The sequence below is a fragment of the Paenibacillus sp. MT124 genome (genome assembly GCF_058792755.1).
In genome coordinates this window covers 5,580,663-5,605,036 of the sequence record NZ_CM179500.1, presented here as the reverse complement: position 1 = coordinate 5,605,036, position 24,374 = coordinate 5,580,663, and the positions used below count along the sequence as shown (strand labels likewise).

At 46.4% G+C, this 24,374-nt stretch carries 17 protein-coding genes; 16 read left to right on the top strand and 1 reads right to left on the bottom strand.

The window, feature by feature from the left end; genetic code table 11:
- Positions 1-38 precede the first annotated feature (38 nt).
- Positions 39-365: a thioredoxin family protein gene (locus AC3RCI_RS25365; protein ID WP_095292336.1), complete on the top strand. Its 327-nt coding sequence runs from the start codon at positions 39-41 to the stop codon at positions 363-365.
- Positions 366-436: 71 nt separating this feature from the next.
- Here AC3RCI_RS25365 and AC3RCI_RS25360 read toward each other — a convergent pair whose 3' ends face one another.
- Positions 437-1,225, bottom strand: coding sequence for an undecaprenyl-diphosphate phosphatase (locus AC3RCI_RS25360; RefSeq protein WP_236146845.1), 789 nt, complete (start codon positions 1,223-1,225; stop codon positions 437-439).
- A gap of 241 nt (positions 1,226-1,466) precedes the next feature.
- Between AC3RCI_RS25360 and AC3RCI_RS25355 the strand changes: the two genes are divergently transcribed.
- From AC3RCI_RS25355 to AC3RCI_RS25285, 15 genes are all read left to right on the top strand, one after another.
- Positions 1,467-2,099 carry a TetR/AcrR family transcriptional regulator gene (locus tag AC3RCI_RS25355; RefSeq protein ID WP_492526861.1) on the top strand — a complete coding sequence of 211 codons (633 nt, stop codon included), beginning with the start codon at positions 1,467-1,469 and terminating at the stop codon, positions 2,097-2,099.
- 99 nt (positions 2,100-2,198) lie between these two features.
- Complete coding sequence (locus AC3RCI_RS25350) at positions 2,199-3,059, top strand: substrate-binding periplasmic protein (protein ID WP_492472879.1); 861 nt, start codon at positions 2,199-2,201, stop codon at positions 3,057-3,059.
- 30 nt (positions 3,060-3,089) lie between these two features.
- Positions 3,090-3,734, top strand: a complete 645-nt coding sequence (locus AC3RCI_RS25345; RefSeq protein WP_095361733.1) for an amino acid ABC transporter permease — start codon at positions 3,090-3,092, stop codon at positions 3,732-3,734.
- Positions 3,735-3,750: 16 nt separating this feature from the next.
- A complete protein-coding gene (locus AC3RCI_RS25340) occupies positions 3,751-4,497 on the top strand; it encodes an amino acid ABC transporter ATP-binding protein (protein WP_095292344.1) in 747 nt (248 codons plus the stop codon).
- Between the two features lie 200 nt (positions 4,498-4,697).
- A complete protein-coding gene (locus AC3RCI_RS25335) occupies positions 4,698-5,120 on the top strand; it encodes an OsmC family protein (protein WP_076311998.1) in 423 nt (140 codons plus the stop codon).
- 305 nt (positions 5,121-5,425) lie between these two features.
- On the top strand, positions 5,426-7,216 hold the full coding sequence (locus AC3RCI_RS25330) for a sensor histidine kinase (RefSeq protein WP_336783939.1): 1,791 nt from the start codon (positions 5,426-5,428) through the stop codon (positions 7,214-7,216).
- Complete coding sequence (locus AC3RCI_RS25325) at positions 7,209-8,798, top strand: response regulator (protein WP_492472831.1); 1,590 nt, start codon at positions 7,209-7,211, stop codon at positions 8,796-8,798. Before AC3RCI_RS25330 ends, AC3RCI_RS25325 begins: the two co-directional genes overlap by 8 nt.
- 188 nt (positions 8,799-8,986) lie before the next feature.
- Entirely contained in the window at positions 8,987-11,869 is a 2,883-nt protein-coding gene (locus AC3RCI_RS25320) for a glycoside hydrolase family 2 protein (protein ID WP_492526859.1), read from the top strand.
- 279 nt (positions 11,870-12,148) lie between these two features.
- Entirely contained in the window at positions 12,149-13,132 is a 984-nt protein-coding gene (locus AC3RCI_RS25315; protein WP_127539808.1) for an ABC transporter permease, read from the top strand.
- A 15-nt stretch (positions 13,133-13,147) separates the two neighbouring features.
- A complete protein-coding gene (locus AC3RCI_RS25310; RefSeq protein WP_095292355.1) occupies positions 13,148-14,050 on the top strand; it encodes a carbohydrate ABC transporter permease in 903 nt (300 codons plus the stop codon).
- A gap of 185 nt (positions 14,051-14,235) precedes the next feature.
- Positions 14,236-15,924 carry an ABC transporter substrate-binding protein gene (locus tag AC3RCI_RS25305; RefSeq protein WP_154896694.1) on the top strand — a complete coding sequence of 563 codons (1,689 nt, stop codon included), beginning with the start codon at positions 14,236-14,238 and terminating at the stop codon, positions 15,922-15,924.
- A 381-nt stretch (positions 15,925-16,305) separates the two neighbouring features.
- Positions 16,306-18,000 carry an ABC transporter substrate-binding protein gene (locus tag AC3RCI_RS25300; protein WP_492526857.1) on the top strand — a complete coding sequence of 565 codons (1,695 nt, stop codon included), beginning with the start codon at positions 16,306-16,308 and terminating at the stop codon, positions 17,998-18,000.
- 336 nt (positions 18,001-18,336) lie between these two features.
- The gene (locus AC3RCI_RS25295) at positions 18,337-20,037 is read left to right on the top strand and encodes an ABC transporter substrate-binding protein (protein WP_375335127.1); all 1,701 of its coding nucleotides are present in this window, start codon (positions 18,337-18,339) and stop codon (positions 20,035-20,037) included.
- 272 nt (positions 20,038-20,309) lie between these two features.
- Positions 20,310-22,688, top strand: a complete 2,379-nt coding sequence (locus AC3RCI_RS25290) for a glycoside hydrolase family 95 protein (protein ID WP_492526855.1) — start codon at positions 20,310-20,312, stop codon at positions 22,686-22,688.
- 19 nt (positions 22,689-22,707) lie between these two features.
- Positions 22,708-24,054 carry a GH1 family beta-glucosidase gene (locus AC3RCI_RS25285; RefSeq protein WP_127539814.1) on the top strand — a complete coding sequence of 449 codons (1,347 nt, stop codon included), beginning with the start codon at positions 22,708-22,710 and terminating at the stop codon, positions 24,052-24,054.
- The last annotated feature ends 320 nt before the right edge of the window (positions 24,055-24,374 follow it).

Below are 24,374 nucleotides of genomic sequence, written 5' to 3'. Positions count from 1 at the left end.
GGTCAACCATTAAGAATTGTACAAGGGAGAGAAGACATATGGAAAGAATTCAAAGTGAACAACAATACCGTGATACCATTAATTCAGACGGGCTGACCGTCATCAAATTCGATACAAACTGGTGCCCGGACTGCAAAAACCTCGACCGTTTTATTGGTGCAGTCATCGATCAGCACTCGGACAAAACCTTCTATGCAATGGATGCGGAGGAATTCCAACCGCTCGCTGAGGAAAATGCGGTACGCGGCATTCCAAGTTTGCTCGTGTTCCAGAACGGCAAGAAGATTGCCCACCTGCACAGTAAATGGGCAAAAACGCCTACACAAATCTCTGAATACCTGGAGACGCTGGAATCCAAAGTATAAGGATATGAAAAAGGCGACACCGGTTCCGGTAGGAACGCGTGTCGCCTTTTTAAAATTATTTTTTACTGTAACTACATCATCAGAATGAAAAAGAATACGGCTGCCAGCACAAAGCGATAAATCGCAAAGACAGTCAGGCTGAGTTTTTTCAAAATGGACAAGAATGTCTTAATGGCAAGCATGGCTACGATAAATGCAGCGATAAATCCAATCGCAAAGATAGGGAAGTCGCTACCGTTCAGGTGATCGATGCTTTTGTAGAGGTCGTATCCTGTGGCTCCAATCATGATGGGAACGGACACCAGGAAGGTAAATTCAGCAGCAGCAACGCGGCTTACCCCTGCGAACAATCCACCAGAGATCGTTGAACCGGAACGTGAGAAACCTGGCCACAATGCCAAAATCTGAAAAAGTCCCACGACAAATGCCTGTGTATACGTAATATCGTCCACATCATGTGTTGTGATTCGGTGACTGCGGCGGCTCCAGCGCTCAGCTACAATCATCAAGATCCCGCCAATGACCAAACTGTACAATACGGTCTCTGGCCCAAATAGATGTGCTTTGATCCAGTCGCGGAAAACAAGTCCAATGACTACAGCCGGTACCATCGCGAGAAAGATATGTACAAGGTTCAGACGTTGGGAGTAGCTCCTTTTGCCTCCGGTGAAGCGGAACATATCAATGAATTTGTTCCAGTAAAGCACAACGACAGCAAGTACAGCACCGAGCTGAACAACCACTTCAAACGTTTTGACTGACTCGTTGTCCTCCGATAATCCCAGCAAGTGGGCGGTCAGAATCATGTGTCCGGTTGAGGACACGGGCAAAAACTCAGTCAAACCTTCGATGATGCCCATAATAATGGATGATAAAATGTCCAATGCTCTTCCTCCTTGAAATGCAGATGCAGAAGATGGTCTGCTCTGCTTGACTGACAATGCTTGTTCAGCAGAACAAGGCTATCATCTATTATGATCAGAAACGTGTCCAACTTCAACTTATGCATTGAATTGATTGTTTAAAACCATATTGACAAAAACCTAGTTATCCCATAGGATATAATTAACTGACTGACTGATCAATCGGGAGGGTATTGAAATGTCCAAAGTAAATGATAAGGAACCCGGAGAAGAACGCCGGGATCAGATTATACGTATTGCGATGCAGCGATTTGCGACTCATGGGTATCACCAGACCAAGATATCGGATATTGTTCGTGAAGCTGGTGTAGCTCAAGGGACGTTTTATTGGCATTTCAAGAGTAAGGAAGCCATCGCTGAAGAGATTGTGTTAACAGGCAGAGAGAAACTGCTTGAAGCTATCGGTCAGGGTTATCGCAAGGATGCAGGATCGGTTGAGGATATGGTTAAAGCGTCAGAGCGATTGTTTATCAGCTTGTTCTCTTTTGCCGCAGATAACCGTTACTTTATGGAGCTGCTGCTGAAAGGTATCGTGACCGAAGAATCGGTACGTCGTCTGGTTGAGGAGACACGCGGTGCTGTGGAGTCAGCATTCCGCCATAACATGGAACGTGCCATTGAACTTGGCATGCTGCCACCTTCGATGGATGTGCCTGTACGGGCTGCTCTACTGGTGAGCATGATCGAAGGCATGATCTCCCGCTGGCTGTTTGGCTCTGCGGAACTGCATGAGGGCATATCGGTTAAGACAGCTGAATCGCTCGCTGCGGAAGCATCCAGCTTTGAATTTTACGGTTTGCTGGGCACGTGATGATGTGCATGTACCGCGGGCTTTTTTTACATGATTGAGACAGAAGCAGGGAATAATGGATACAACTATTAATCACATGAATGAGAGGAAGTTAACATGATGAATAATGGAACACCAAGTAACGGCAAAAAGATGCGCAAAGGTTGGATGCTTACGGCAATTCTACTTATGGTTGTACTGGTTGTGAGTGCATGCGGAAGCAAAACAACCGATAATGGCAGCAGCAATGGAGCACAAGCAAGTAATGAACTGGAACAAATCAAGTCAGCGGGCACTATGAAAGTAGGGATGATGGGTACATACCGTCCATACAACTTCCTGAATGACAACAAGGAGATGGATGGTTTTGATGCAGATATCGCACGTGAGGTTGCCAAGCGCCTCGGGGTAGAGGTTGAATTTGTCTCCCAGGAATTCTCTGGCCTGACACCAAGCCTGCAATCGAAAAAGATTGATGCCATTATCAGCCAGATGACGATCACCGACGAACGGAAACAGGCGCTCGATTTCAGTGAAGGCTATATCACAAACCAAGTGAAAATCATTGTGAAAAACGATAATAACGATATTACCAAACTCGAAGATTTCAAAGGGAAAACGATTGGTGTAGGTCTGGGCACAAATGATGAAACTTATCTGCGTAATGAAGTGCTGCCGAAAGTGGGAGACTTCACCATTAAGACGTATGACGATGTCATCACATCGCTTAAAGATCTGGATGCAGGACGCATTGATGCAACAATCAACAACCTATACGCGCTTAAACCCATTATTGATTCCAACGGATTCAAGATTAAGGCTGTAGGTGAACCGATCAAGAGTGACCAAGCCGGTATTGCTGTTCGAAAAAATAATCCGGAACTTGTTGCAGCGCTGAACGAAGCTCTTCAAGGCATGAAGGATGACGGCACGTACAATACCATTTTCAAAAAATGGTTTGGTGAAGAGCCTGCGCAATAATGACCGGCAAGGCGAAGGGAAGTTTGATCCATGGAACTGGTATTTGAAAATATCCCCTTCTTTTTGAAGGGGGCTTATTACACGCTTTATGTGACCATAATTTCAATGTTTTTTGCATTTTTGATCGGTGTGATTGTTGCTGTTGTCCGACTGAAAGGCCCGCTATGGCTTCGGATGATCGCACGGTTTTACGTATCCATCATGCGGGGAACCCCGCTGTTGGTGCAATTATTCGTTATCTATTATGGATTGGTCGATTATGGCGTAACCTTGGGATCGCTCACGGCAGCCTGTCTGGGGCTGAGTTTGAATGCAGGTGCGTTCCTGTCTGAGACATTCAGGGGCGCCATTCAGGCTGTGCCGAAGGGGCAGACAGAAGCGGCTTATGCTACGGGAATGACTCCTTTTCAGACCATGAGACGGATTGTATTCCCTCAGGCAGTACGCATTGCCATTCCACCGATGGGCAACACGTTTATTGGTATGCTTAAGGAAACATCACTGGTGGCAACCATCGGTGTAACGGAGCTATTGCGTTCAGCACAGTTACTGGTATCCCAATATGCGTTGAATATGCCGTTTTATCTAGCCATCGGTGTGATGTACTGGATTATGAGTATCGGCTTCTCGGCCATTCTGGAACAAGTGGAGCGCCGGTTGGCCCGGGCTTACTGATGGAGGGAGAGAACCGATGATTACAACAACTGGACTGAAGAAACATTTTGGAAATCATGAAGTACTTACGAATATTGACCTGCACGTGAATGAAAAAGATATCGTAGTCCTGCTGGGACCGAGTGGTTCCGGTAAAAGCACGCTGCTTCGCTGTCTGAATGGACTAGAAGAACTGTCCGGCGGAAAGATCGAAGTGAACGGCATTATCGTTGACAGCAATGATCCGCTGCGAGTTCAGCGCTCACGAGTGCTTGAGATTCGCCGTCAGACTGGTATGGTGTTTCAGCAATTCAACCTGTACCCTCACAAAACAGTACTGGGAAATGTGATGGAAGGCCTCGTGACCGTGAAGAAAATCAAGCGCGACGAAGCGGCCGAACGCGGCCGCATTCTGCTGGATCGTGTAGGATTGTCGGACAAGCAGGATGCTTATCCATCCCGCTTGTCAGGGGGACAACAGCAGCGGGTTGCGATTGCTCGTGCACTTGCCATGGAACCGAAAGTGATGCTGTTCGATGAGCCGACTTCGGCCCTGGACCCCGAACTTGTAGGCGAGGTTCTTTCGGTCATGAAGGAGCTGGCACAGGAAGGCATGACGATGCTGGTGGTCACGCATGAATTGAAGTTTGCCCGGAATGTGGCCAATAAGATCGTATTTATGGCAGACGGTTCGATTGTGGAAGAAGCCAGTCCACAGGCATTTTTTGAACATCCGGAACAGGAACGAACACGAAGATTTTTGCAGCAAATTACTGAATTCTAAGAATCCTCAAAAATAAGCAGACTGAGTGAAGGGGACGGAATCGATTCTGAAGAAGCGTAGCGTTCGCCTTTGTCTCCGAATGTTATCCTTTTAAAATATAATTGAAAAACATTTGGAGACAACAGCGATCGGAAGAACGAGCCGTACCTGGAACGAATATCTGCAGATTGTAAACCATTCTAAGAAAGAAGGATAACAACATGAATGTAACAACCGTATGGAAAGGCAAACGCGCGTTTACTTCCGAAGGACCCTCTGGCTATGCTGTAGGCATGGATGCCACGGCTGCTTATGGTGGTGACAGCAAGGGTGCTACACCGATGGAACTGTTGCTTGCAGGCCTTGGAGGATGCATGGGGATCGATATTACGATGATTTTGGATGCCTTCCTGGACAAAATCACCGGAATTGAGATTGAAGCTCAGGGAACACGCAGTGAAGGAATGCCCAAAGGTTTTACATCCATTGATCTGATCTTCAAAGTCGACGGAGATATCCCGGATTATCGTATCTGGAAAGCCATCCAAATGGCTGAAGAAAAATACTGCGCTGTATCGGCTTCATTGAGCGCGGATATTCATCCTAAACTGATTCTGAATGGGGTAGAGACACCCCGTCCTTAATTGATCAATAGCTTCAGCAGAAGGGTCTTGCGTTTATATCGCCATCTGTTTGCGATGCAGCATATCTGCAAGCCCGGCCGCCATACCCATGGCGGCCTTTTTATTGTTTTTGTATGGCAAATACATCATTTGGTCACTGCAATTGAGCAGGAATGTGTGCTAATCTAAGGAATAATTGCCGCGATCACAAACCTGCAAATTTAAAAGCTTATACGGGTTGTATGGTATGATAAGTGGAAATGCAGGAACCAATGGATCTTGCCATTTAAATGTAAGCGCTTATATGGACAATGGAAGGTGCAGATATGTTAAGAAGGTTTATACGTGTATCGAACAATCTCAAATTGAAGCATAAACTGCTGATTTCCTATGTACTTGTCGTCATGATTCCGGTTCTGATCATTGGTCTTGCCGTGACCGGATATTTCCGGCAGCAGGCACTGGATAATGCGATCGGGCAGACCATCAACAACGTGGACAAGATCAAGAGCCAGACAGCCACATTGCTGCGTGTGCCGACGGATATCTCCGATATTCTGATGTTTAACAACGAACTGAAGGAGATTGTGAACAAGCGCTATTCCAGCGTGATGGAATTGACCTCTGCTTATTTGGCCTATAAGGATTTTCAGGAATACAAGCGACAATACCGTGAGGTGGCAGGCATTCGTTTTTATTCCGATAACCCCACCTTGATTAATAATCTGGAGTTCATCCCGTTGAACGAGCAGACAAAGCAAAGCTACTGGTATCAAAAAGCGCTGTTATCGACGAACACAGGATGGTTCTACATTCCGGATAAGGAAGATAATCCGGTTCACAAACTCAGCCTGGTGCGCAAAGTGCCTTTTCCTGAATATCGCACCGAGGGAGTACTGCTGATTGAAATCAATCAGGATGAGCTCAACGAGTTGCTTCGACAAGAACCCTTTGAAACGCTGATTGCGGATGAGCAGGGTTATGTTGTGGCTGCCAAAAATACGGATCTAGTGGGCAAAACGCTGGACGAGCTGGATTTTGGCGTTGATTTACAGAATCAGGCCAAAGGAACACTGGAAGCTGATTTTCAGGGAGAGCCGTCCAATATTGTTATCGATGAGCTGCGCCCTGTGTCGAGTATGAACAGCTTGAAGGTGATCTCCGTCTTCGAGACCAAAGATATCGTCAAGGATGCCAATACGATCAGTCTGATCGGTATGCTCTTTATTTCCCTTGTCTTAATCATTGCACTCTTACTTGTATATATTATTTCATTCCTTACTTCGAACAGGCTGCTTCGTCTTAGCAAGCATCTGAACAAGCTGGCCCTTGGGGATCTGAATGTGACATCCCGAATCGACGGAGACGATGAAATTGGACAATTATCGAGACAATTCAATTACATGGTCAAAAGCATAAACGAACTAATGACTCAGGTCGTTGAAACGACCGAGCAGAACAACCAATTGGAAATCGCGCAGAAAGAGATTAAACTGAAAATGATGGCGAGTCAGATTAATCCTCACTTTTTGTTTAACGCCCTGGAGTCCATTCGCATGAAAGCTCATATCAAAGGGGAGGCCGAGATTGCGAATATCGTCAGACTGCTCGGCAAACTGATGCGCAAAAGCCTTGAAATTGGGAGTGGCAAAACGACCTTCCAGGCTGAGCTCGAGATGGTAAGCTCCTACCTGGAGATACAGAAATTCCGCTACGGGGATCGGCTTGCCTTTCAGATTCATATCGATCCCGGAGCAGAGAAAATATACATTCCGCCTTTGATCGTTCAACCTTTGGTGGAAAACGCCATTGTGCATGGATTGGAGAATAAAGAGGGAACGGTCCATGTCAATGTAGATATTCGTCTGGTCAATGATGTGGTACAGGTTCGTGTCAATGATGATGGTGCCGGTATTACACCGGAGCGTCTTACAGAGGTAATGCAATTTATCCGCGGACCGGAGGAGCAGGAGAAGAGCCGGATTGGGCTGCGCAACGTGCATCAACGGTTAACGCTGACATACGGTGAACCGTACGGATTACAGATTACGAGTGTGTACGGAGAAGGAACAGAGATTGCTTTTGACTTACCTTCAGGAGGGGAACAGCATGTATAAAGTATTTTTGGTGGATGATGAACCGAGCATACGCGAGGGACTGACAACGATCATAAATTGGGCAGAGTATGGATTTGAGGTGATTGCTACCGCAGCCAGTGGACGGGAGGCCATTACTCGATTTGATGAGCTTAAGCCTGATCTGACCATTATCGATATCCGTATGCCGGGCATGACTGGACTGGACGTAATCGAAGAGGTGCGGAAACAGCATCCTGGATCACATTTTCTCATTCTGAGTGGGTATGCCGATTTTGATTATGCCAAGAAAGCAATCAGCTTCGGTGTGGATGGGTACTTGCTCAAGCCTGTGGATGAAGAGGAGATCATTGGTGAGCTTCAGCGTATTGCTGCAGTGCTTACACGTGAGCAGGAGACACTGGCACGTCATGCAGGTGAAGATACGGCATATCGGGAGCATCAGATCGAGGCGCTTCTATTTGATAATCTGGAAGGCGTCGGTCCCATCGAAGAGGATGCCCTTGGATTGAAATGGCCGCAATATCAGGTTGTCCTGTTAGAGATGCATACCGCACCTGATGTGCAGCGTGGAGGTGTAGTTAAACGCAAACTGGCAGAGGCCTTTGATCAAAAGGATCGGGGAATCGTCTTCTCTTATCATTCGGGTCTTGCCTTGCTGTGCAAGGATCCAATCACATCGGCTTCATCTGCCGAGCATCTATATGATGAGCTGAAGCGGCTGCTCGGAGAATGGAACATTACGATGTACGGAGCAGCAGGCGAACCGGCCAATACCACTTCCGAGATTGTCAGATCCTATAAACAGGCTAACGGACTGCTGGCAGAACGTTTTCTATTCACCGAACAACGGATTATGTTGTGGAATGAAGAGCTTGCTGCTGAAGGAACGGCTGCTTCCATGATCGGCGAAGATGAAAGCGCTGAGCCTGAAGAATCGGAACTGGCAGACAAGCTGTATTATGCGCTCGACATACGCAGCATGGAATCTGTAACTCGGGTGCTGGGTGAGATCGAGGAGCGAATTGTTCCTTACCACCGGACAGAGCAGGCCATCAAAACAGCGTTCTCTCAGGTATTCTCCATGGCTATCAACAAACTGGCTGCCTCGAACCAGCATATGCAGTCCATCATGCAGGAACATTCTGTCCTGATCAACGAAGTATATCATCAATTAACGGTATCTGATCTGAAGGCGATGGCAGAAGGCCATCTAAGCCGTCTTATTCAACGTATGGGCGGTGGCAGTAAAGATACGGCACTAAAACAAATGATCGATTTTATTCGGCGTAATCCTGGAGAGAATCTCAAGCTGGAGGTTCTTGCCGAGGTGTTCAACTATAACAGCAGTTATCTGGGCAAGCTGTTCAAGAACCACACGGGAGAGTATTTCAACGCATTCCTGGACAAGGTTCGTATGGAAAAAGCGAAAGAACTGCTTGATGAAGGGTTAAAGGTACATCAGGTTGCCGCAAGAGTCGGGTATGCCAATGTGGATTATTTTCACGGTAAATTCAAGAAGTATGTGGGAGAGTCTCCTTCGGCGTACAAACATGCCAGATCCCAATCTAAAGATCAGCCTGAAGAGCCTGACGGCGTATAGTCGCAGCTAAAATAGCTTTGCTTTTTATATATTAATTTTCTTTTCTTATGATATAAAACGTTTTCGACCTGCTTCATGTCTTATTTGCATCATGATATAGTCCATCGTCTTCCTTATATAAACAATGGTGTCTTCCATATGTACGTCTTAAACTGGAAGTATCTAATTCCGGACAAGGAGACCATCAGATGAAACCATCGGATATACAAGCTGTTCGCCATACGTTTGACCTGAAGGGGACCTGGAAGTTCTGTCTCGAAACAGACCCTGCCAATGGCGGGAGACCGCCACTTTCTGATGAATCCATATGGGGAACGATTCAGGTTCCAGGTTCCTGGGAAGAGCAGGGGTATGGAAATGAGCCGGATTATCTCAGGATGGATACATGGACCAAAATACGTGAATACGAGGGTGCTGCCTGGTACTCGACGATAGTCGATCTTCCAGTGTCAGAGCCAGACTGCGAATATGTATTGAGACTTGAGGGAGTCAGATGGACAACAGATCTCTGGGTAAATGGACATCATGCCGGGCAGCGTGACAGTCTGCTTGTGGCGCAGGAATGGGACATTACATCCTTACTCCATTCGGGAGGGCAAAACCAACTGGAATTGCGCGTGGATAATACGATGAAGCTGCCTTTGGCCGGAAGTCATATTCATTCCATCCACACAGCTACAGCTTGGGGTGGAATTACAGGTGGAGCCTATCTGGATCGGCTACCGTCTTCCCGGATCAAGCAATTGTATATCGAGCCTGACGCCGAGAACGGGATCGTAACGATCCGGTATGATGTAAGCGCTAGCGAGTCAACCAAATCCAGCACATGTCAATTTCATGTGGATATTAGGCACCCTGATGGAAGCTGGCTTTCGAGGCAGAGCCGCACCATCGCTTCGATGTCTCTTCCGAATGAGGACCAACAATTCGAAGGAAGTTATGGCACGGAGCAGTGGGATCTGGACCTGGGCCAGGAGAAGGACATTGCTCTGTGGTCGGATAGATCTCCGAGGTTATATCAGGTCGTTGTCTCCTTGCAGGATGAGGGAGGAGAGCTGGATCGGGTGGAACGGACATTCGGCATGCGTTCCTTCAGAACGAATAGAAAGAAGCTTGAGTTAAACAGTGTGCCTGTATTTTTGCGCGGATACGTGGATTGTTGCATTTTTCCGTTAACGGGTTATCCGGTCTGGGACAAGCAGCATTATGTACAGCAGTTCCGTACGGCAAAGTCTCACGGATTCAATCATGTACGTCTGCATGGCTGGAGTGCACCCCGGCCGTTCTGGGAGGCTGCAGATGAAGAAGGCATGCTTGTCCAGGCTGAACTTCCGCATTGGTCACGGTGGTTTGAGAATCGTGACGTGAAGGCACCGGCAGAGATCATGCTATTTTTAACCCGGGAATTAAAAGGATTATTACATTCCTTGCACACACATCCTTCCTTTGTCATGTTTTCGTTGGGTAATGAACTGATTGGTCCTAACGGACATCCTGAATTGAATGATTTGGTAGAACTCGCTCGTTCGCTTGACCCCACACGGTTATATACGGATAATACGGGCTTTGGTCAGCTGCCGGCTCAAGGTCGAAATGCAGACTTTTATATTCAGTCATTGAACTGGCACCCTCCACTGGAATCCGAGCTGTCTGCCGTACCGGACACCACGCTGGATTACCATGATGTCACCCGGCTTACGAATAATCCGGTCGTTGGGCATGAACATGCACAGTTCACCATGTATGTACGCTCTCAGGAGCGAGAAAAGTACACAGGCGTCTTGCGCCCAAGCTGGTTGGAGTCCATTGAAGAGTCCATTGCACGCAGAGGCCTGGCGGATGATGTGGAAGATTTTCAGCACGCAAGTGGCATACATCTGCTGCGGTCGTTAAAGGAAGCAATGGAGCGAGTTCGCCGCACACCAGATGCAGCGGGCATACAACTGCTTGATATCCGTGACTTTCCTGGACAGGGACATGCGACCACGGGAGTTCTGGACGTGTTCTGGGAGAGCAAGGGGATAGTGGAACCAGCAGTATTCAAGCAGTTTAACGAAAGCATTGTGCTCTTGCTGGGTAGTAGACAGCGGACCTACTATGCTGGGGAACCTGTCCATATTGAAGCCAGCATATCTCATTATGGAGAGAAGCCGATTGTAGGTGCCTCCATCCATTGGAAGCTAATCCGTAATCATATCATTGAGGATGAGGGTGAGTGGGCACATGGAGATATTAGCTGCGGCTCTGTTGTTTCGCTTGGGGGTCTAGCCATACAGGCACCTAAGCATGGGGCTGCTGCCTTTGTCATTGAAGCTGAGATCAGATCAGGCCATTCGGAAATTGTTGCGGCCAATGTCTGGTACGGTTGGTCGTTTCCTCACTATCATCCTCACAACCGATCTCATCGGATCTGGAATTGCGTGGATGAGCTGCAACCATTTTTACCGGATTCCTATCATCGCCAGGTGGATCCTCTGGACGGGAAAGACTTGATTAGCCAAGATCAAATGGACCTGGTGATCATCTCTTCACTTACGCCTAATGTACTTGATTATCTTATGAATGGTGGCAGTGTCTGGCTTCAGGTTAAACCGAATGAACTATATGATGCTGTAGAGACCAAGTATCTGCCTGTATTCTGGAATTATCTCATGTTTGCAACACAGTCTGGAGCAACAATGGGAATGAATTTGCAGGAAAAGATACCTCTGCTGGGCCGTTTCCCGCATGATCAGGCTTCGGATTGGCATTGGTACCACCTGGTAAATGGTACTCCTGCGATATGCCTTGATTCGTTACATGGAGTACGTCCATCTCTTGAAGTCATTGATCATTTTCATAGAGCGAAACGATTGGCATATGCTTTTGAGGCCAGAGTGGGGCGGGGGAAACTGCTAGTATCGTCTTTGCCTTTTACCAATGTTTCCATGATGAAACGTCCTGAAGCTGCCTTCCTGTTTCAGGAGATGGTCGCGTACTTGTTGGGAGATCAATTCGATCCTGTAGCCACGATATCGGTGGCCGAGTTGCTGGGCATCGTCAAGCTGCAGACCATTCAGTTCACATTATGATTACGAGGACCTGAACCAGGTCCTTTTTCTAATCTCTAAAAGTGAAGGTAAACGATTTCTATAAAACGTTTTCGAAAATTAGCATTTTAGATTATCTCTACCTTTTTATGGCGTAAATTGTAGATGAAAGGCTTTAAAATACCTGATTTTGAGCAGATAATGTCGAATTCTGTGGGGGGATATCTAATTTTTATATGATTTTCTCTAAAATCCAGATGGTATTTTGAAAACGCTCTATCAGTTATGATGGATCTATAAAACAGAGGAGGGGGAACGGAGATGGAAACGCTAACAAAAAAATCCGCTTCCGCGAAAAGAAGCAGTAACCCCAAGCCGCCAACGAACAAACGGCGGAACGGAATTTGGGATAGCATCAAGCAGCAGAAGTATCTCTATCTCATGTCACTGCCATTCGTAGTTTGGGTTTTTGTATTTAACTATCTGCCGCTATGGGGATGGACGATGGCTTTCCAAAATTTCAAACCAGCCAGATCGTTCAGCGACCAAGAATGGGTTGGTTTTAAACACTTTGTAGAGCTGTTTAGCGATGAGCGGTTCTATCTGGTACTTCGAAATACACTTGCAATGAGCTTAATGGGGCTGGTTGTCGGTTTTGTCGTGCCGATTTTCTTTGCAATTCTCTTGAATGAGCTCAAAGGCATGTTCTTCAAACGTGCGGTGCAAACGGTATCATATCTGCCTCACTTTGTATCTTGGGTCGTGGTTGCAGGGATTATTACCAAGATGCTCTCCACCGATGGAGGGATTGTCAATGACATTTTGGTAGGTCTGAACATTATCGATCAGCCAATCCAGTTCATGGCGAAGGGGAACCTGTTCTGGTACATTGTAACCGCTTCAGATATGTGGAAGGAAACCGGCTGGAATGCCATCATCTATCTGGCGGCCATTACCGGTATTGATCAGGAACTTTACGAAGCCTCCCGAGTGGACGGTGCGAACCGTTGGAGACAGATGTGGCACATTACACTGCCAGGTATTCGGACGACAATCTCCGTACTGTTCATCATGTCCATCGGACACTTGATCAGTATCGGTTTTGAAAAGCAGTTCTTGCTGCAAAACAGTCTGGTATTAGACTACTCAGAAGTTCTCGATCTCTACGCACTCAATTATGGTTTGAACATGGGACGATTCTCATACGGAACAGCGATAGGTATATTCAACTCCGTTGTCAGTATCATCCTTCTGTTTACAGCGAACGGGTTGTTTAAGAAATTCACCAAAGAAAGCATCATGTAGGGAGGGGGGAACACTATGGCGAACAAATCATTCAATGCTACACGGGGCGATAAACTGTTCGATATATTCAATATCATTGCTATGGCGCTGGTACTGATCGTGACGCTGTATCCATTCCTGAACGTGCTTGCGATCTCATTGAATAACTCAACAGATACGGTACGTGGTGGAATTTACTTGTGGCCGCGGGAATTTACACTGGAAAACTACAAAACGATCTTCCAGTATGACGGGCTGCTGCAAGGTCTACAGGTTTCCATTATGCGTACGATTGTAGGTACACTGCTCGGTCTGATCAGTTCATCGATGATTGCCTTTACACTGGCTCGTCCGGACTTCAAATTGAGAAAATTCGTATCCACTGCACTTGCACTTACGATGTATTTCTCCGGGGGTCTGATTCCGGTCTACATCCTGATGCGTGACCTGAACCTGATCGGTACGTTCTGGGTGTATGTATTGCCAGGCATGATCAGTGCGTTCAACGTATTCGTTATTCGTTCCTTTATTGACGGACTGCCGTATGCGCTTCAAGAATCGGCGAAACTGGACGGTGCAAATGACTTTAAGATTTATTACAAAATCATCCTGCCACTCTGTAAACCGGTTCTTGCAACGATTGCATTGTTCCTGGCAGTAGGCCAATGGAACGCATGGTTTGATACGTATCTGTACAACGGTTCCAAGGCACATCTCACAACACTCCAGTATGAGTTGATGAAAGTACTGCAAAGTACACAACAAGGTTCTGGTGCTGGACGGAATGCCAATGACATGGCACAGCAGATGACGCAGATTTCACCAGAGTCCATCAAGATGGCCATTACGATCGTTGTTACCGTTCCAATCTTGGTTGTATATCCATTCCTGCAAAAGTACTTTGTAGGCGGTATGACACTGGGTGCAGTAAAAGCATAATAATCAACAATATAGAGCTGCCAAAAAGAGCAGCCGTAAACTAAAAAAAGCATCAGGTGCCCGAGGCGTAACCAATTGGTTTGCGCCTCACCGTATAGGGCTGCGGAGCGGCATTCATGAAGCTATAGACAGGGACAAAAAAGTCCCGGATAAGACAGACATATGAAACAGGGAGGATTACCATTATGGCAAGTTTTAAAATGAAAGGGGCACTGGCTCCTGTACTTGCGATGTCTTTGCTCGCAGGTTGTGGCGGTGGAGGAACTGGCGGCGATACGTCGTTTAAAGACACAAGTGGTGAAACGACTCCGCTCACATTCAGCTTTTTTAGCGTCGATCCCAGTCCAAACTGGAATGGCATGAAGGATGAGGTTGGCCAGGTTATCACGGAGAAAACAGGAGTAACACTTAACGGTGAATTTGCCGTCAGCGGTGGTCAGGACAAAATATCCTTAATGGCAGCGAGCGGCGATTATCCCGATATCGTGTCACCCAAAGGAGAGCTTAGCAAGCTGGTGGATGCAGGAGCAATGTTGGATCTGACCGATCTGATTGACCAGTATGCTCCCAATCTGAAGAAGCTGTATGGTAATTACATGGACCGGTTGAAATACAGTAATGAGGATCAGGCCATCTATGTGCTGCCAACGTATTACGCGGTAGATCAAAAGTACTTTGATGCAGGCGGAGGGTTCGGTATTCAGCACCGTGTATTGAAAGAGCTTGGCTACCCTGAGGTGCGCACACTCGAGGATTTCGAAAATGTGCTGAAGGCATATAAAGAGAAACATCCGACGATTGATGGACAACCAACGATCCCTCTAACACTTGACGCGGATGACTGGAGAATCATGATCACGGTAACGAATCCGGCTTTCCTCGCAACAGGTGCACCGGATGACGGTGAATATTACATCAATCCGGAAACGTACGAAGCAATGCTTCACTACAAGCGTCCGGAAGAAAAAGAGTACTTCCGTTGGTTGAACAAAATGTACAACGAGGGATTGCTTGATCAGGACAGCTTCGTACAAAAAACGGATCAGTATAAATCCAAAATCGCAAGTGGACGTGTGCTTGGTGTAATTGACCAGGATTGGGGCTACTCCGATGCTGAAAACGCATTGAAAGCAGCAGGCAAACCTGAAGCAACATATTCACACTTCCCGGTAACCCTGTCTGAGGACATCAAGGATCATTCCTATCAGGACACGGGATTCGTATCCGGCTGGGGTGTAGGTATTACAACTACGAATCCGGATCCGGTTCGTACGATTAAATTCTTCGATTACCTGGCTTCTGAAGAAGGTCAAGTGCTGATGAACTGGGGAATTGAAGGCCAGCACTACGAAGTGAAGGATGGCAAGCGTGTCATTCCTGCCGATGTTCTGGACCAAAAGACAAACAATGCTGCCGTATTCCAAAAAGAGACGGGGATTGGTCTCTACACGAATATGTCAGGTCACTATGGAGATGGGGTTAAAGATTCGACGGATAACTATTACACCACGAATTTCCCTGAACAGATCGTAGCAGCGTATTCAGAGCCAGAGAAAGAAACACTGCAAGCATATGGTGTTACAACCTGGAAGGACTTGTACCCAAGTGAAGATGAGTTCCCGGTTAAGCCATGGGGAGCGGCATACAATTTGCCAACGCCAGGTGACTCCAATTACAATGTCATCTTCCAGAAAACACAGGATATTATCCGTAAACGAATTCCGGAGGCTATTCTCAGTTCCCCGGATCAGTTTGACGCCATCTATGATGGAATGATTGCAGAAGTGAACAAAGCCGGAGCAGAGGAAATGGAACAACAATACACCGAGCTTGTCCAAAATCGCGTTAAATTGTGGAATGGTGAAGCTCAATAATTGTTCTATAGTGTATCATTTATTTTTTGAAGAGAGGAACCCAGAAACCTGGGTTCCTCTTTTTGTACTAAAACGTTTTCCGAAAAACGTTTTCAAATTTACAAATTCACTATTGACAAGGACTTTCGGAGCGATTATTATTCAAGTATGAAAGCACTTACATCACTGGTATGACAGACCTTAACGGCTTTCCCTTCAAGTCTGAAATAAAGGAATATATCAGGTTTATTAATTTAAAAAGGTAATTATCAACTCAATTAGTAAGCGCTTTTAAAGTAATAAAAGCTAAAGATTAACATTAAGATTATTCACTTTCCGGTATGAGCAGGCCAGCCTGTTATACAATAGATAGCTTCATTTTATCCATAAGGGGGATTACACATGAAGGGCAAAACACCAAAAACATTCGCTATGTTTCTACTTGCTAGTGCACTTGCCATTACGGCAGGCTGTGGAGGAGGTACTACTGCTTCAGAAACACCAGAGGATACAGGGGATACAACCAGTCCAATCACGTTTACATTCTTTGGTGCAGATGCAAGTCCAAACTGGAACAATATGAAGGATGCAGTCGGCCAAGAGATTACCAAACGAACAGGTGTTACGATTGAGGCAGAGTACGATGTGAATAATGGCGGGGATCAGAAAATACCTTTGATGGCTGCCAGCGGTGATTACCCTGATATTATCTTTCCTAAAGGGAACTTATCGAAGCTTGTTGACGCAGGTGCTATGCTTGACCTTACCGATTTGATCGAAGAACATGCACCAAACCTGAAAAAAATCTATGGGGATCAGATGAATCGTTTGAAATACAGTCTCGAAGATCAGGCCATTTATGCGATTCCGACGAACATGGGCGTAGATAACGTTTCATTTGATGCCGGCGGCGGATTTGAGATTCAGCAAAAGGTTTTGAAAGAGCTTGGATATCCAGAAGTAAAAACGCTTGAGGATTACGAAAACGTATTAAGAACCTACTATGAGAAACATCCAACGATTGACGGTCAACCAACCATTCCACTCACATTGAACGCGGATGACTGGAAGATCATGATTACCGTAACGAACCCGGCATTCCAGGCAACAGGTGCTCCGGATGACGGTGAATATTATATCAACCCGGAAACGTATGAAGCGATGCTGCACTACAAACGTCCGGAAGAAAAAGAATATTTCCGTTGGTTGAACAAAATGTATAATGAAGGACTGCTCGACAAAGATACATTTGTTCAAAAAGACGACCAATACAAATCCAAAATTGCCAGCGGCCGTGTACTCGGTCTGATTGACCAGGATTGGAACTATGGTGAAGCCGAAAATGCCCTCAAAGCAGCGGGCAAAGATGACAGCACATATGCTCACTTCTCTGTATCCCTGAACGAGGATATCGTGGATCACACATTCCAGCCAACTGGATTCGACGGGTACGGAATCGGGATTTCAACAACGGCCAAAGATCCGGTACGAATCATCAAATTCATGGATTGGCTTGCTTCAGATGAAGGTCAAGTGCTGAGAAACTGGGGAATTGAAGGTCAACACTATAATGTTGAAAACGGAAAACGTGTCATTCCTGACGAAGTTCAGGATCGTAAAGTCAACGATAACTCGGCATTTACCAAAGAAACAGGTATTGGTCTGTACAACATCTTCAGCGCAAGATATGGCGACGGGGTAAAAGATTCTACGGACAATTACTACACAACCAATTTCCCTGAACAGATTCAAGCGGGTTACACTCCAGCTGAGAAGGAAACGCTGAAAGCATATGGTATTACAACATGGAAGGATTTCTTCCCTTCTGAAGATGAACTGAAGTTGAAAGACTGGGGCGCTGCATACAATATGCCGGTTCCATCGGATACAGACTACAACGTAACATTCCAGAAAACACAGGATATCATCCGCAAACGGATTCCTGAAGCTATTCTGGCGAAGCCTGAAAACTTCGATCAAGTTTACGACGGCCTCCTGGCTGAACTCGACAAAGCAGGGGCAGTAGAGATGGAGAAACAGTACACCGTATGGGTGAAGGAACGTGTCGCCCTGTGGACGGGTAAAGATGTGAAATAACTGAAAAATTTCAGAAAACAAACTATAATTTAAAGCTTTTGTTCTGCAGAAAGAGGCCTTGTAAAAAGGCCTTTTTTTGTTGTTGACGGGACGGGTAGGATAGCATATAATCATTGATGTAAGCACTTTCAGTAAGCGTTTTAAAGAAGGTTTCGAAAACGTTTTACCAGTGTTAGAAGCATTAAAGTGATTTGTCCATACAATATATTTTAGGCTTACAAAAAGTATGGATTGGTCTTATGGGAAGCGCATACAGAAATGCGCTCCAAAAGTGGTATTCGCAGGCTTAGCCTGTTATACAGATAAAACCTTCATAATAATAGGGGGAACTAGACAATGAGAGGCAAAATGAAAGGCAATACACCTAAGACTTTTGCAATGTTGATGCTCGCAAGTGCGCTGTTGGTTACTGCTGGTTGCGGAAATTCGGGAAGCAAAAGCGCTTCTGAAGATTCAAACGGTACCGATCCGGTTACATTTACGTTTTTTGGTGCTGATGCAAGTCCAACTTGGAACAAGATGCAAGATGCAGTTGGTAAGGAAATTACCAAGCAAACTGGCGTTACAATTGAAGCAGAATACGATGTAAACAATGGTGGCGATCAAAAGATTGGTCTCATGGCTGCCAGCGGTGATTATCCTGATATCATTTTCCCAAAAGGTAATTTGTCTAAGCTTGTAGATGCTGGTGCGATGATTGACCTGACGGATTTGATTGAAGAGCATGCACCGAACCTGAAGAAAATCTATGGCGATCAGATGAATCGTTTGAAATACAGCACGGAAGATCCGTCTATCTACACGATCCCAACCAATATGGGCGTAGATAATATGACGTTTGACGCAACAGGCGGTTTTGAAATTCAACAAAAGGTGTTGAAGGAGCTCGGCTACCCTGAAGTGAAAACACTTGAGGATTACGAGAATGTGCTCAAAGCCTACTATGAGAAACATCCAACCATTGATGGACAACCAACGATTCCGTTGACATTGAATGCGGATGACTGGAAGATCATGATTACGGTAACCAACCCGGCATTCCAAGCAACAGGTGCTCCGGATGACGGTGAATATTACATCAACCCGGAAACGTATGAAGCGATGCTGCACTACAAACGTCCGGAAGAAAAAGAATATTTCCGTTGGTTGAACAAAATGTATAATGAAGGACTGCTCGACAAAGATACATTTGTACAAAAAGACGACCAATACAAATCCAAAATTGCCAGCGGCCGTGTACTCGGCTTGATTGACCAGGAATGGAACTATCAAGAAGCTGAAAATGCACTGAAAGGTGCAGGCAAGGATGACAGCACGTACGCCCACTTCTCTGTATCCCTGAACGAGGATATCGTGGACCACACATTCCAGCCAACTGGATTCGACGGCTACGGAATTGGAATCACCACAGCAGCGGAAGACCCAGTGCGTATCATTAAATTCATGGACTGGCTCGCTTCGGACGAAGGTCAAGTGCTGAGAAACTGGGGAATTGAAGGTCAACACTATAATGTAGAGAATGGTAAACGTGTTATCCCTGACGAAGTTCAGGATCGTAAAACCAACGACAACTCTGCATTCAGTAAAGAAACTGGTATTGGTCTGTACAATATCTTCAGTGCAAGATATGGTGATGGTGTGAAGGATTCAACAGATAACTATTACACAACCAACTTCCCTGAACAGATTGTAGCTGGTTATACAGCGGCTGAGAAAGAAACGCTCAAAGCCTATGGCATTACAACCTGGAAAGAGTTCTATCCGTCTGAAGAGGAGCTTCCTCTCAAAGAATGGGGAGCGGCATATAATATGCCTGTACCTTCAGGTACAGACTATGACGTAACGTTCAGAAAAACTCAGGATATCGTACGTAAACGGATTCCAGAAGCGGTTCTGACGACGCCTGCGAATTTCGATAAAGTGTATGATGACATGCTCGCTGAGCTGGATAAAGCAGGTGCAGTGGAAATGGAGAAACAATATACGGTTTGGGTTAAAGACCGTGTATCTCTCTGGACTGGCAAAGATGTAAAATAATCAAGCATGGATGGAGGTTCATCCATAGTATAGAAGAGGCCCTGAACAAGGGTCTCTTCTTGTTTGTCTTGTGATGTTTTACGTTGACGAAGAATGTTAAATCCAATATACTTTTCTTACTGAAAGCACTTTCACCTTGTTATTGCTAAAGCACTCAATTGAGGTGCACGGAGATCCAGTGAATACATAACAATTGCACCTGTTTTAATGTATTCGAAAACGTTTTAGTTCTTTCTAAAAATAATAGATGATCAATGAAGAGGAGTTATTACATGTCCCCATTTAATGAGGAAGCAAAGATCAATCGTCTATGGTACCGCCAGCCCGCTATTCGATGGGAAGAGGCACTGCCTATTGGGAACGGTCGTCTCGGCGGTATGGTGTATGGTGGTGCAGCGGAAGAGCATATTCAGTTAAACGAGGACACCCTGTGGTCAGGTTATCCACGCGACACCATTCAGTACAGCAGCCAGAGGTACTTGAAGCGCACCCGTGAACTAATCATGGCTGGACAATATAGTGAAGCTGAAGAACTGCTTAACCGTGAAATGTTGGGCCGTGATGTGGAAGCTTACCAGCCGATGGGGCACTTCATCCTGCGGCAGGAAGGACTCCTTGCGCTGAATTATGAAGAGTTTGAGCGTGAACTTGATCTGGAATCCGGTATAGCGAAGACAAGCTATGTCTACGAAGGCGTTCGTTATGTTCGTGAAGTGTACACCAGTACACCGGATGATCTGATGATATGTACGCTCACAGCTGACAGGGACGGGGCAGTTAACATCACTGCTCAATTGGATAGCCCGCATCCGTATACAACTCAGCTTTCCGAAGATGGCGTGACCATGTTCAGCCGTTGTCCGAGTCATGTGGAGTCGAACTACTTCCGGGACCATCCCGAATCGGTCATCTATGAAGAAGACCGGGGGACCCCGTATGCAGTTCGTTTAGCCGTGACGGTGACCGGAAATGAGGCGAAGATATCGACGGTGGATGGCAAGCTTCATGTTCAGGGAGCCAAACAGGTTGTATTTTACTTGGCTGCATCTACTGCTTTTGAGAGCTATGAGATTGTTCCCGTAAAGGATGGACCATTGCTTGAGCAAGAGTGCAGAGATGTCATCGCCAAAGCCATGACATTAGGGCATGAAAGCCTGCGTATCCGACATAAGGCTGATCACGTTTCTTTATTTTCTCGGGTCCGTCTTGATCTCGGATCTACTTCTAACGCAGAGCTGCCTACCGATGAGCGGCTTCAATCCTACCAGAGTGGAGCACAAGATCCCGGGCTCGAAGCTCTTTATTTTCAATATGGCAGATATCTATTAATGGCCAGCTCGCGTCCAGGCACACAACCCGCCAATCTGCAGGGTATATGGAATCATCAGGTTGAGCCGCCATGGCACAGTGATTATACGATCAATATCAATACGGAAATGAATTATTGGCCAGCTGAGGTGTGTAATCTGAGCGAATGCCATGAGCCACTATTCGATTTATTGGAGGACATCAGTCACACTGGGCGCAGAACAGCACGCATATTGTACGGTGCTCGCGGGTGGACAGCCCATCACAATGTGGATATTTGGAGAACGACAACACCTACAGGCGGTGATGCCAGTTGGGCATTTTGGCCGATGGGTGGTGTCTGGCTGACTTCGCATCTGTGGGAACATTACCTCTTTACCGGAGATCAGCGTTTCCTCCAAGAGCGTGCATATCCGGTCATGAAGGAGGCAGCACTTTTCTGTCTGGATTGGCTGATTGAAGGACCGGATGGCTATCTGGTTACTGCTCCTTCAACCTCACCGGAGAACAAGTTCCTGACGGGTGAAGGAGAAGCCCGGAGCATTTCGATGGCGTCCACGATGGATATGACGCTGATTCGTGAATTGTTCACCAGATGTATTGAGGCAGCGGGGACTCTTGAGGTCGATCAGGCACTGGTTGCGCAATGGGAAGACAGCCTGAGCAGATTATATCCGTTTCAGATTGGCAGTAAAGGTCAATTGCAGGAATGGTTCAAGGATTTCGCTGAATCGGAGCCAGGACATCGTCATGTTTCCCATCTGTATGGCTTGTATCCGGGGGAACAGATCAATCGGATGGATACACCGGAGCTGGTGGAAGCTTCACGTGTAACGCTTGAACGGCGCATATCGCAAGGGGGCGGGCATACCGGTTGGAGCTGTGCATGGTTAATCAATCTGTATGCGCGTCTGCTTGACGGTAGCCAGGCGCATCAGTTTGTACGTACACTGCTTGCCCGGTCCACTCACCCTAATCTATTCGATGATCATCCTCCATTCCAGATTGATGGCAACTTCGGTGGCACGGCCGGCATTGCAGAGATGCTGCTGCAGAGCCATCTGAATGAACTACATTTGCTGCCGGCTCTGCCAGATGAATGGACACATGGAAGCGTAACTGGTTTGCGTGCACGGGGAGGCTACACCCTATCCATGGAGTGGAAGGATAGACAATTGGTATCTGCAGCAATCAAGGCTGAGCGGGATGGTCCGGTAACCATTCGAAGTGCACACGCGCTGCAGGGTGAAAATGGGGAGCGGCATCAGGCTGAGCTGACACCACAAGGGGATTATGTAATTACTTTATCCATGACCGCAGGACAGACTGTCCGCGTATCATGAGGAGACGGGGGAGAAACCAATGACCATTTTTCAATTTCCGCAGGATTTTCGCTGGGGTACAGCAACAGCTTCCTATCAAATAGAAGGAGCAGCACAGGAAGGTGGACGCGGTGTATCCATTTGGGATACATTTGCCCGGACACCAGGCAAAGTTTTTAACGGGGATAATGGAGATGTAGCTTGCGATAGCTACCACCGTTATGAGGAAGATATTGAGCTGATGAAGAAGCTGGGTATCAACACATACCGATTCTCCATTGCCTGGCCACGCATTATCCCGGACGGGGATGGCGAGATCAATCGTGAAGGTCTGGACTTCTACCACCGATTCGTGGACAAGCTGCTTGAGGCAGGTATTGAACCTTTCTGCACGCTCTATCACTGGGATCTGCCTCAAGTGTTGGAGGATGACGGAGGTTGGGGAAACCGGAGAACCGTGGATGCCTTTGTTAAATATGCAGAGGTCATCTTCAAGGAATTCACGGGTAAAATCAAGTTCTGGCTGACGTTTAACGAACCATGGTGTATTGCGTTCCTGTCCAACCTGCTGGGAATCCATGCACCGGGGAACAAAGACCTTCAGACCTCTCTTAATGTGGCTCATGGACTGCTTGTAGCTCATGGTAAAGCGGTACAGTCCTTCCGGCGCCTTGGCACAACGGGACAGATCGGTATTGCACCTAACGTATGCTGGGCTGAGCCATACAGCAAGTCACCGGAAGATCAGGCGGCATGCGACCGCTCTATCGCACTCAACACAGACTGGTTCCTGGACCCGATCTACAAAGGTTCCTATCCGCAATTCATGGTGGATTGGTTTGCCCAAGCAGGTGCCACAGTGCCAATCCAGGAAGGTGATATGGAGATCATCTCGCAACCGATTGACCTGCTGGGGATCAACTATTACACGATGGGCATTAATCGCTTCAATCCGGAGGCAGGGGTACTGCAGTCTGAAGAAGTAGATATGGGCTTGACAAAGACGGACATTGGCTGGCCGATTGAATCCCGTGGGCTGTATGAGTTCATGCATTATTTGCAAAAGTATGGCAACGTTGATGTCTATATCACCGAGAATGGTGCTTGTATCAATGATGATCTGGAGAATGGGAAAATTAATGATGATCGCCGAATTTCCTATTACGAACAGCATTTAGCCCAAATTCACCGGATCATTAACGATGGCATTAACCTGAAGGGATACATGGCATGGTCACTGATGGACAACTTTGAATGGGCAGAAGGGTACCGGATGCGTTTCGGTCTTGTTCATGTGGACTATCGTTCACTGGTAAGAACGCCGAAGGAAAGCTTTTACTGGTACCAGAATGTCATTAAAAACAACTGGCTGGAGACACGTAATTAGTGGGAGATATCCTGCACAATATTCTTTCGAAACAAGACGGTGGGTTCGGTTTATCCGAACCGCCGTTTTTTTGTGAGGATTTTCAACGAAAGGAGACATGTTCATAAAGCGTTCAAAAGGTTAAATCCTATTGCTGTTATGAAGAGCCCGTTTTTGGGTTATACATAACAAGAGGATAAATTAAGTGTTTGTCAACAGCCTAAAACAAAATAAAGTGTCCAAATTTCGAAATAAATTTGAACATTTGTTGACTAAAAATCATACTGATGTGGTATATTGGTAAAAGGAAAGCACTTACAAAAAGGGAAAAGGAAGTGTTT

What these genes read in the sequence shown, in the direction of transcription:
- AC3RCI_RS25320 (WP_492526859.1), top strand. Translation starts at nt 8,987, where the DNA reads ATGAAACCATCGGATATACAAGCTGTTCGCCATACGTTTGACCTGAAG.
- AC3RCI_RS25350 (WP_492472879.1), top strand. Translation starts at nt 2,199, where the DNA reads ATGAATAATGGAACACCAAGTAACGGCAAAAAGATGCGCAAAGGTTGG.
- AC3RCI_RS25295 (WP_375335127.1), top strand. Translation starts at nt 18,337, where the DNA reads ATGAGAGGCAAAATGAAAGGCAATACACCTAAGACTTTTGCAATGTTG.
- AC3RCI_RS25330 (WP_336783939.1), top strand. Translation starts at nt 5,426, where the DNA reads ATGTTAAGAAGGTTTATACGTGTATCGAACAATCTCAAATTGAAGCAT.
- AC3RCI_RS25340 (WP_095292344.1), top strand. Translation starts at nt 3,751, where the DNA reads ATGATTACAACAACTGGACTGAAGAAACATTTTGGAAATCATGAAGTA.
- AC3RCI_RS25325 (WP_492472831.1), top strand. Translation starts at nt 7,209, where the DNA reads ATGTATAAAGTATTTTTGGTGGATGATGAACCGAGCATACGCGAGGGA.
- AC3RCI_RS25355 (WP_492526861.1), top strand. Translation starts at nt 1,467, where the DNA reads ATGTCCAAAGTAAATGATAAGGAACCCGGAGAAGAACGCCGGGATCAG.
- AC3RCI_RS25360 (WP_236146845.1), bottom strand. Translation starts at nt 1,225, where the DNA reads ATGGGCATCATCGAAGGTTTGACTGAGTTTTTGCCCGTGTCCTCAACC.
- AC3RCI_RS25365 (WP_095292336.1), top strand. Translation starts at nt 39, where the DNA reads ATGGAAAGAATTCAAAGTGAACAACAATACCGTGATACCATTAATTCA.
- AC3RCI_RS25310 (WP_095292355.1), top strand. Translation starts at nt 13,148, where the DNA reads ATGGCGAACAAATCATTCAATGCTACACGGGGCGATAAACTGTTCGAT.
- AC3RCI_RS25305 (WP_154896694.1), top strand. Translation starts at nt 14,236, where the DNA reads ATGGCAAGTTTTAAAATGAAAGGGGCACTGGCTCCTGTACTTGCGATG.
- AC3RCI_RS25335 (WP_076311998.1), top strand. Translation starts at nt 4,698, where the DNA reads ATGAATGTAACAACCGTATGGAAAGGCAAACGCGCGTTTACTTCCGAA.
- AC3RCI_RS25290 (WP_492526855.1), top strand. Translation starts at nt 20,310, where the DNA reads ATGTCCCCATTTAATGAGGAAGCAAAGATCAATCGTCTATGGTACCGC.
- AC3RCI_RS25345 (WP_095361733.1), top strand. Translation starts at nt 3,090, where the DNA reads ATGGAACTGGTATTTGAAAATATCCCCTTCTTTTTGAAGGGGGCTTAT.
- AC3RCI_RS25300 (WP_492526857.1), top strand. Translation starts at nt 16,306, where the DNA reads ATGAAGGGCAAAACACCAAAAACATTCGCTATGTTTCTACTTGCTAGT.
- AC3RCI_RS25315 (WP_127539808.1), top strand. Translation starts at nt 12,149, where the DNA reads ATGGAAACGCTAACAAAAAAATCCGCTTCCGCGAAAAGAAGCAGTAAC.
- AC3RCI_RS25285 (WP_127539814.1), top strand. Translation starts at nt 22,708, where the DNA reads ATGACCATTTTTCAATTTCCGCAGGATTTTCGCTGGGGTACAGCAACA.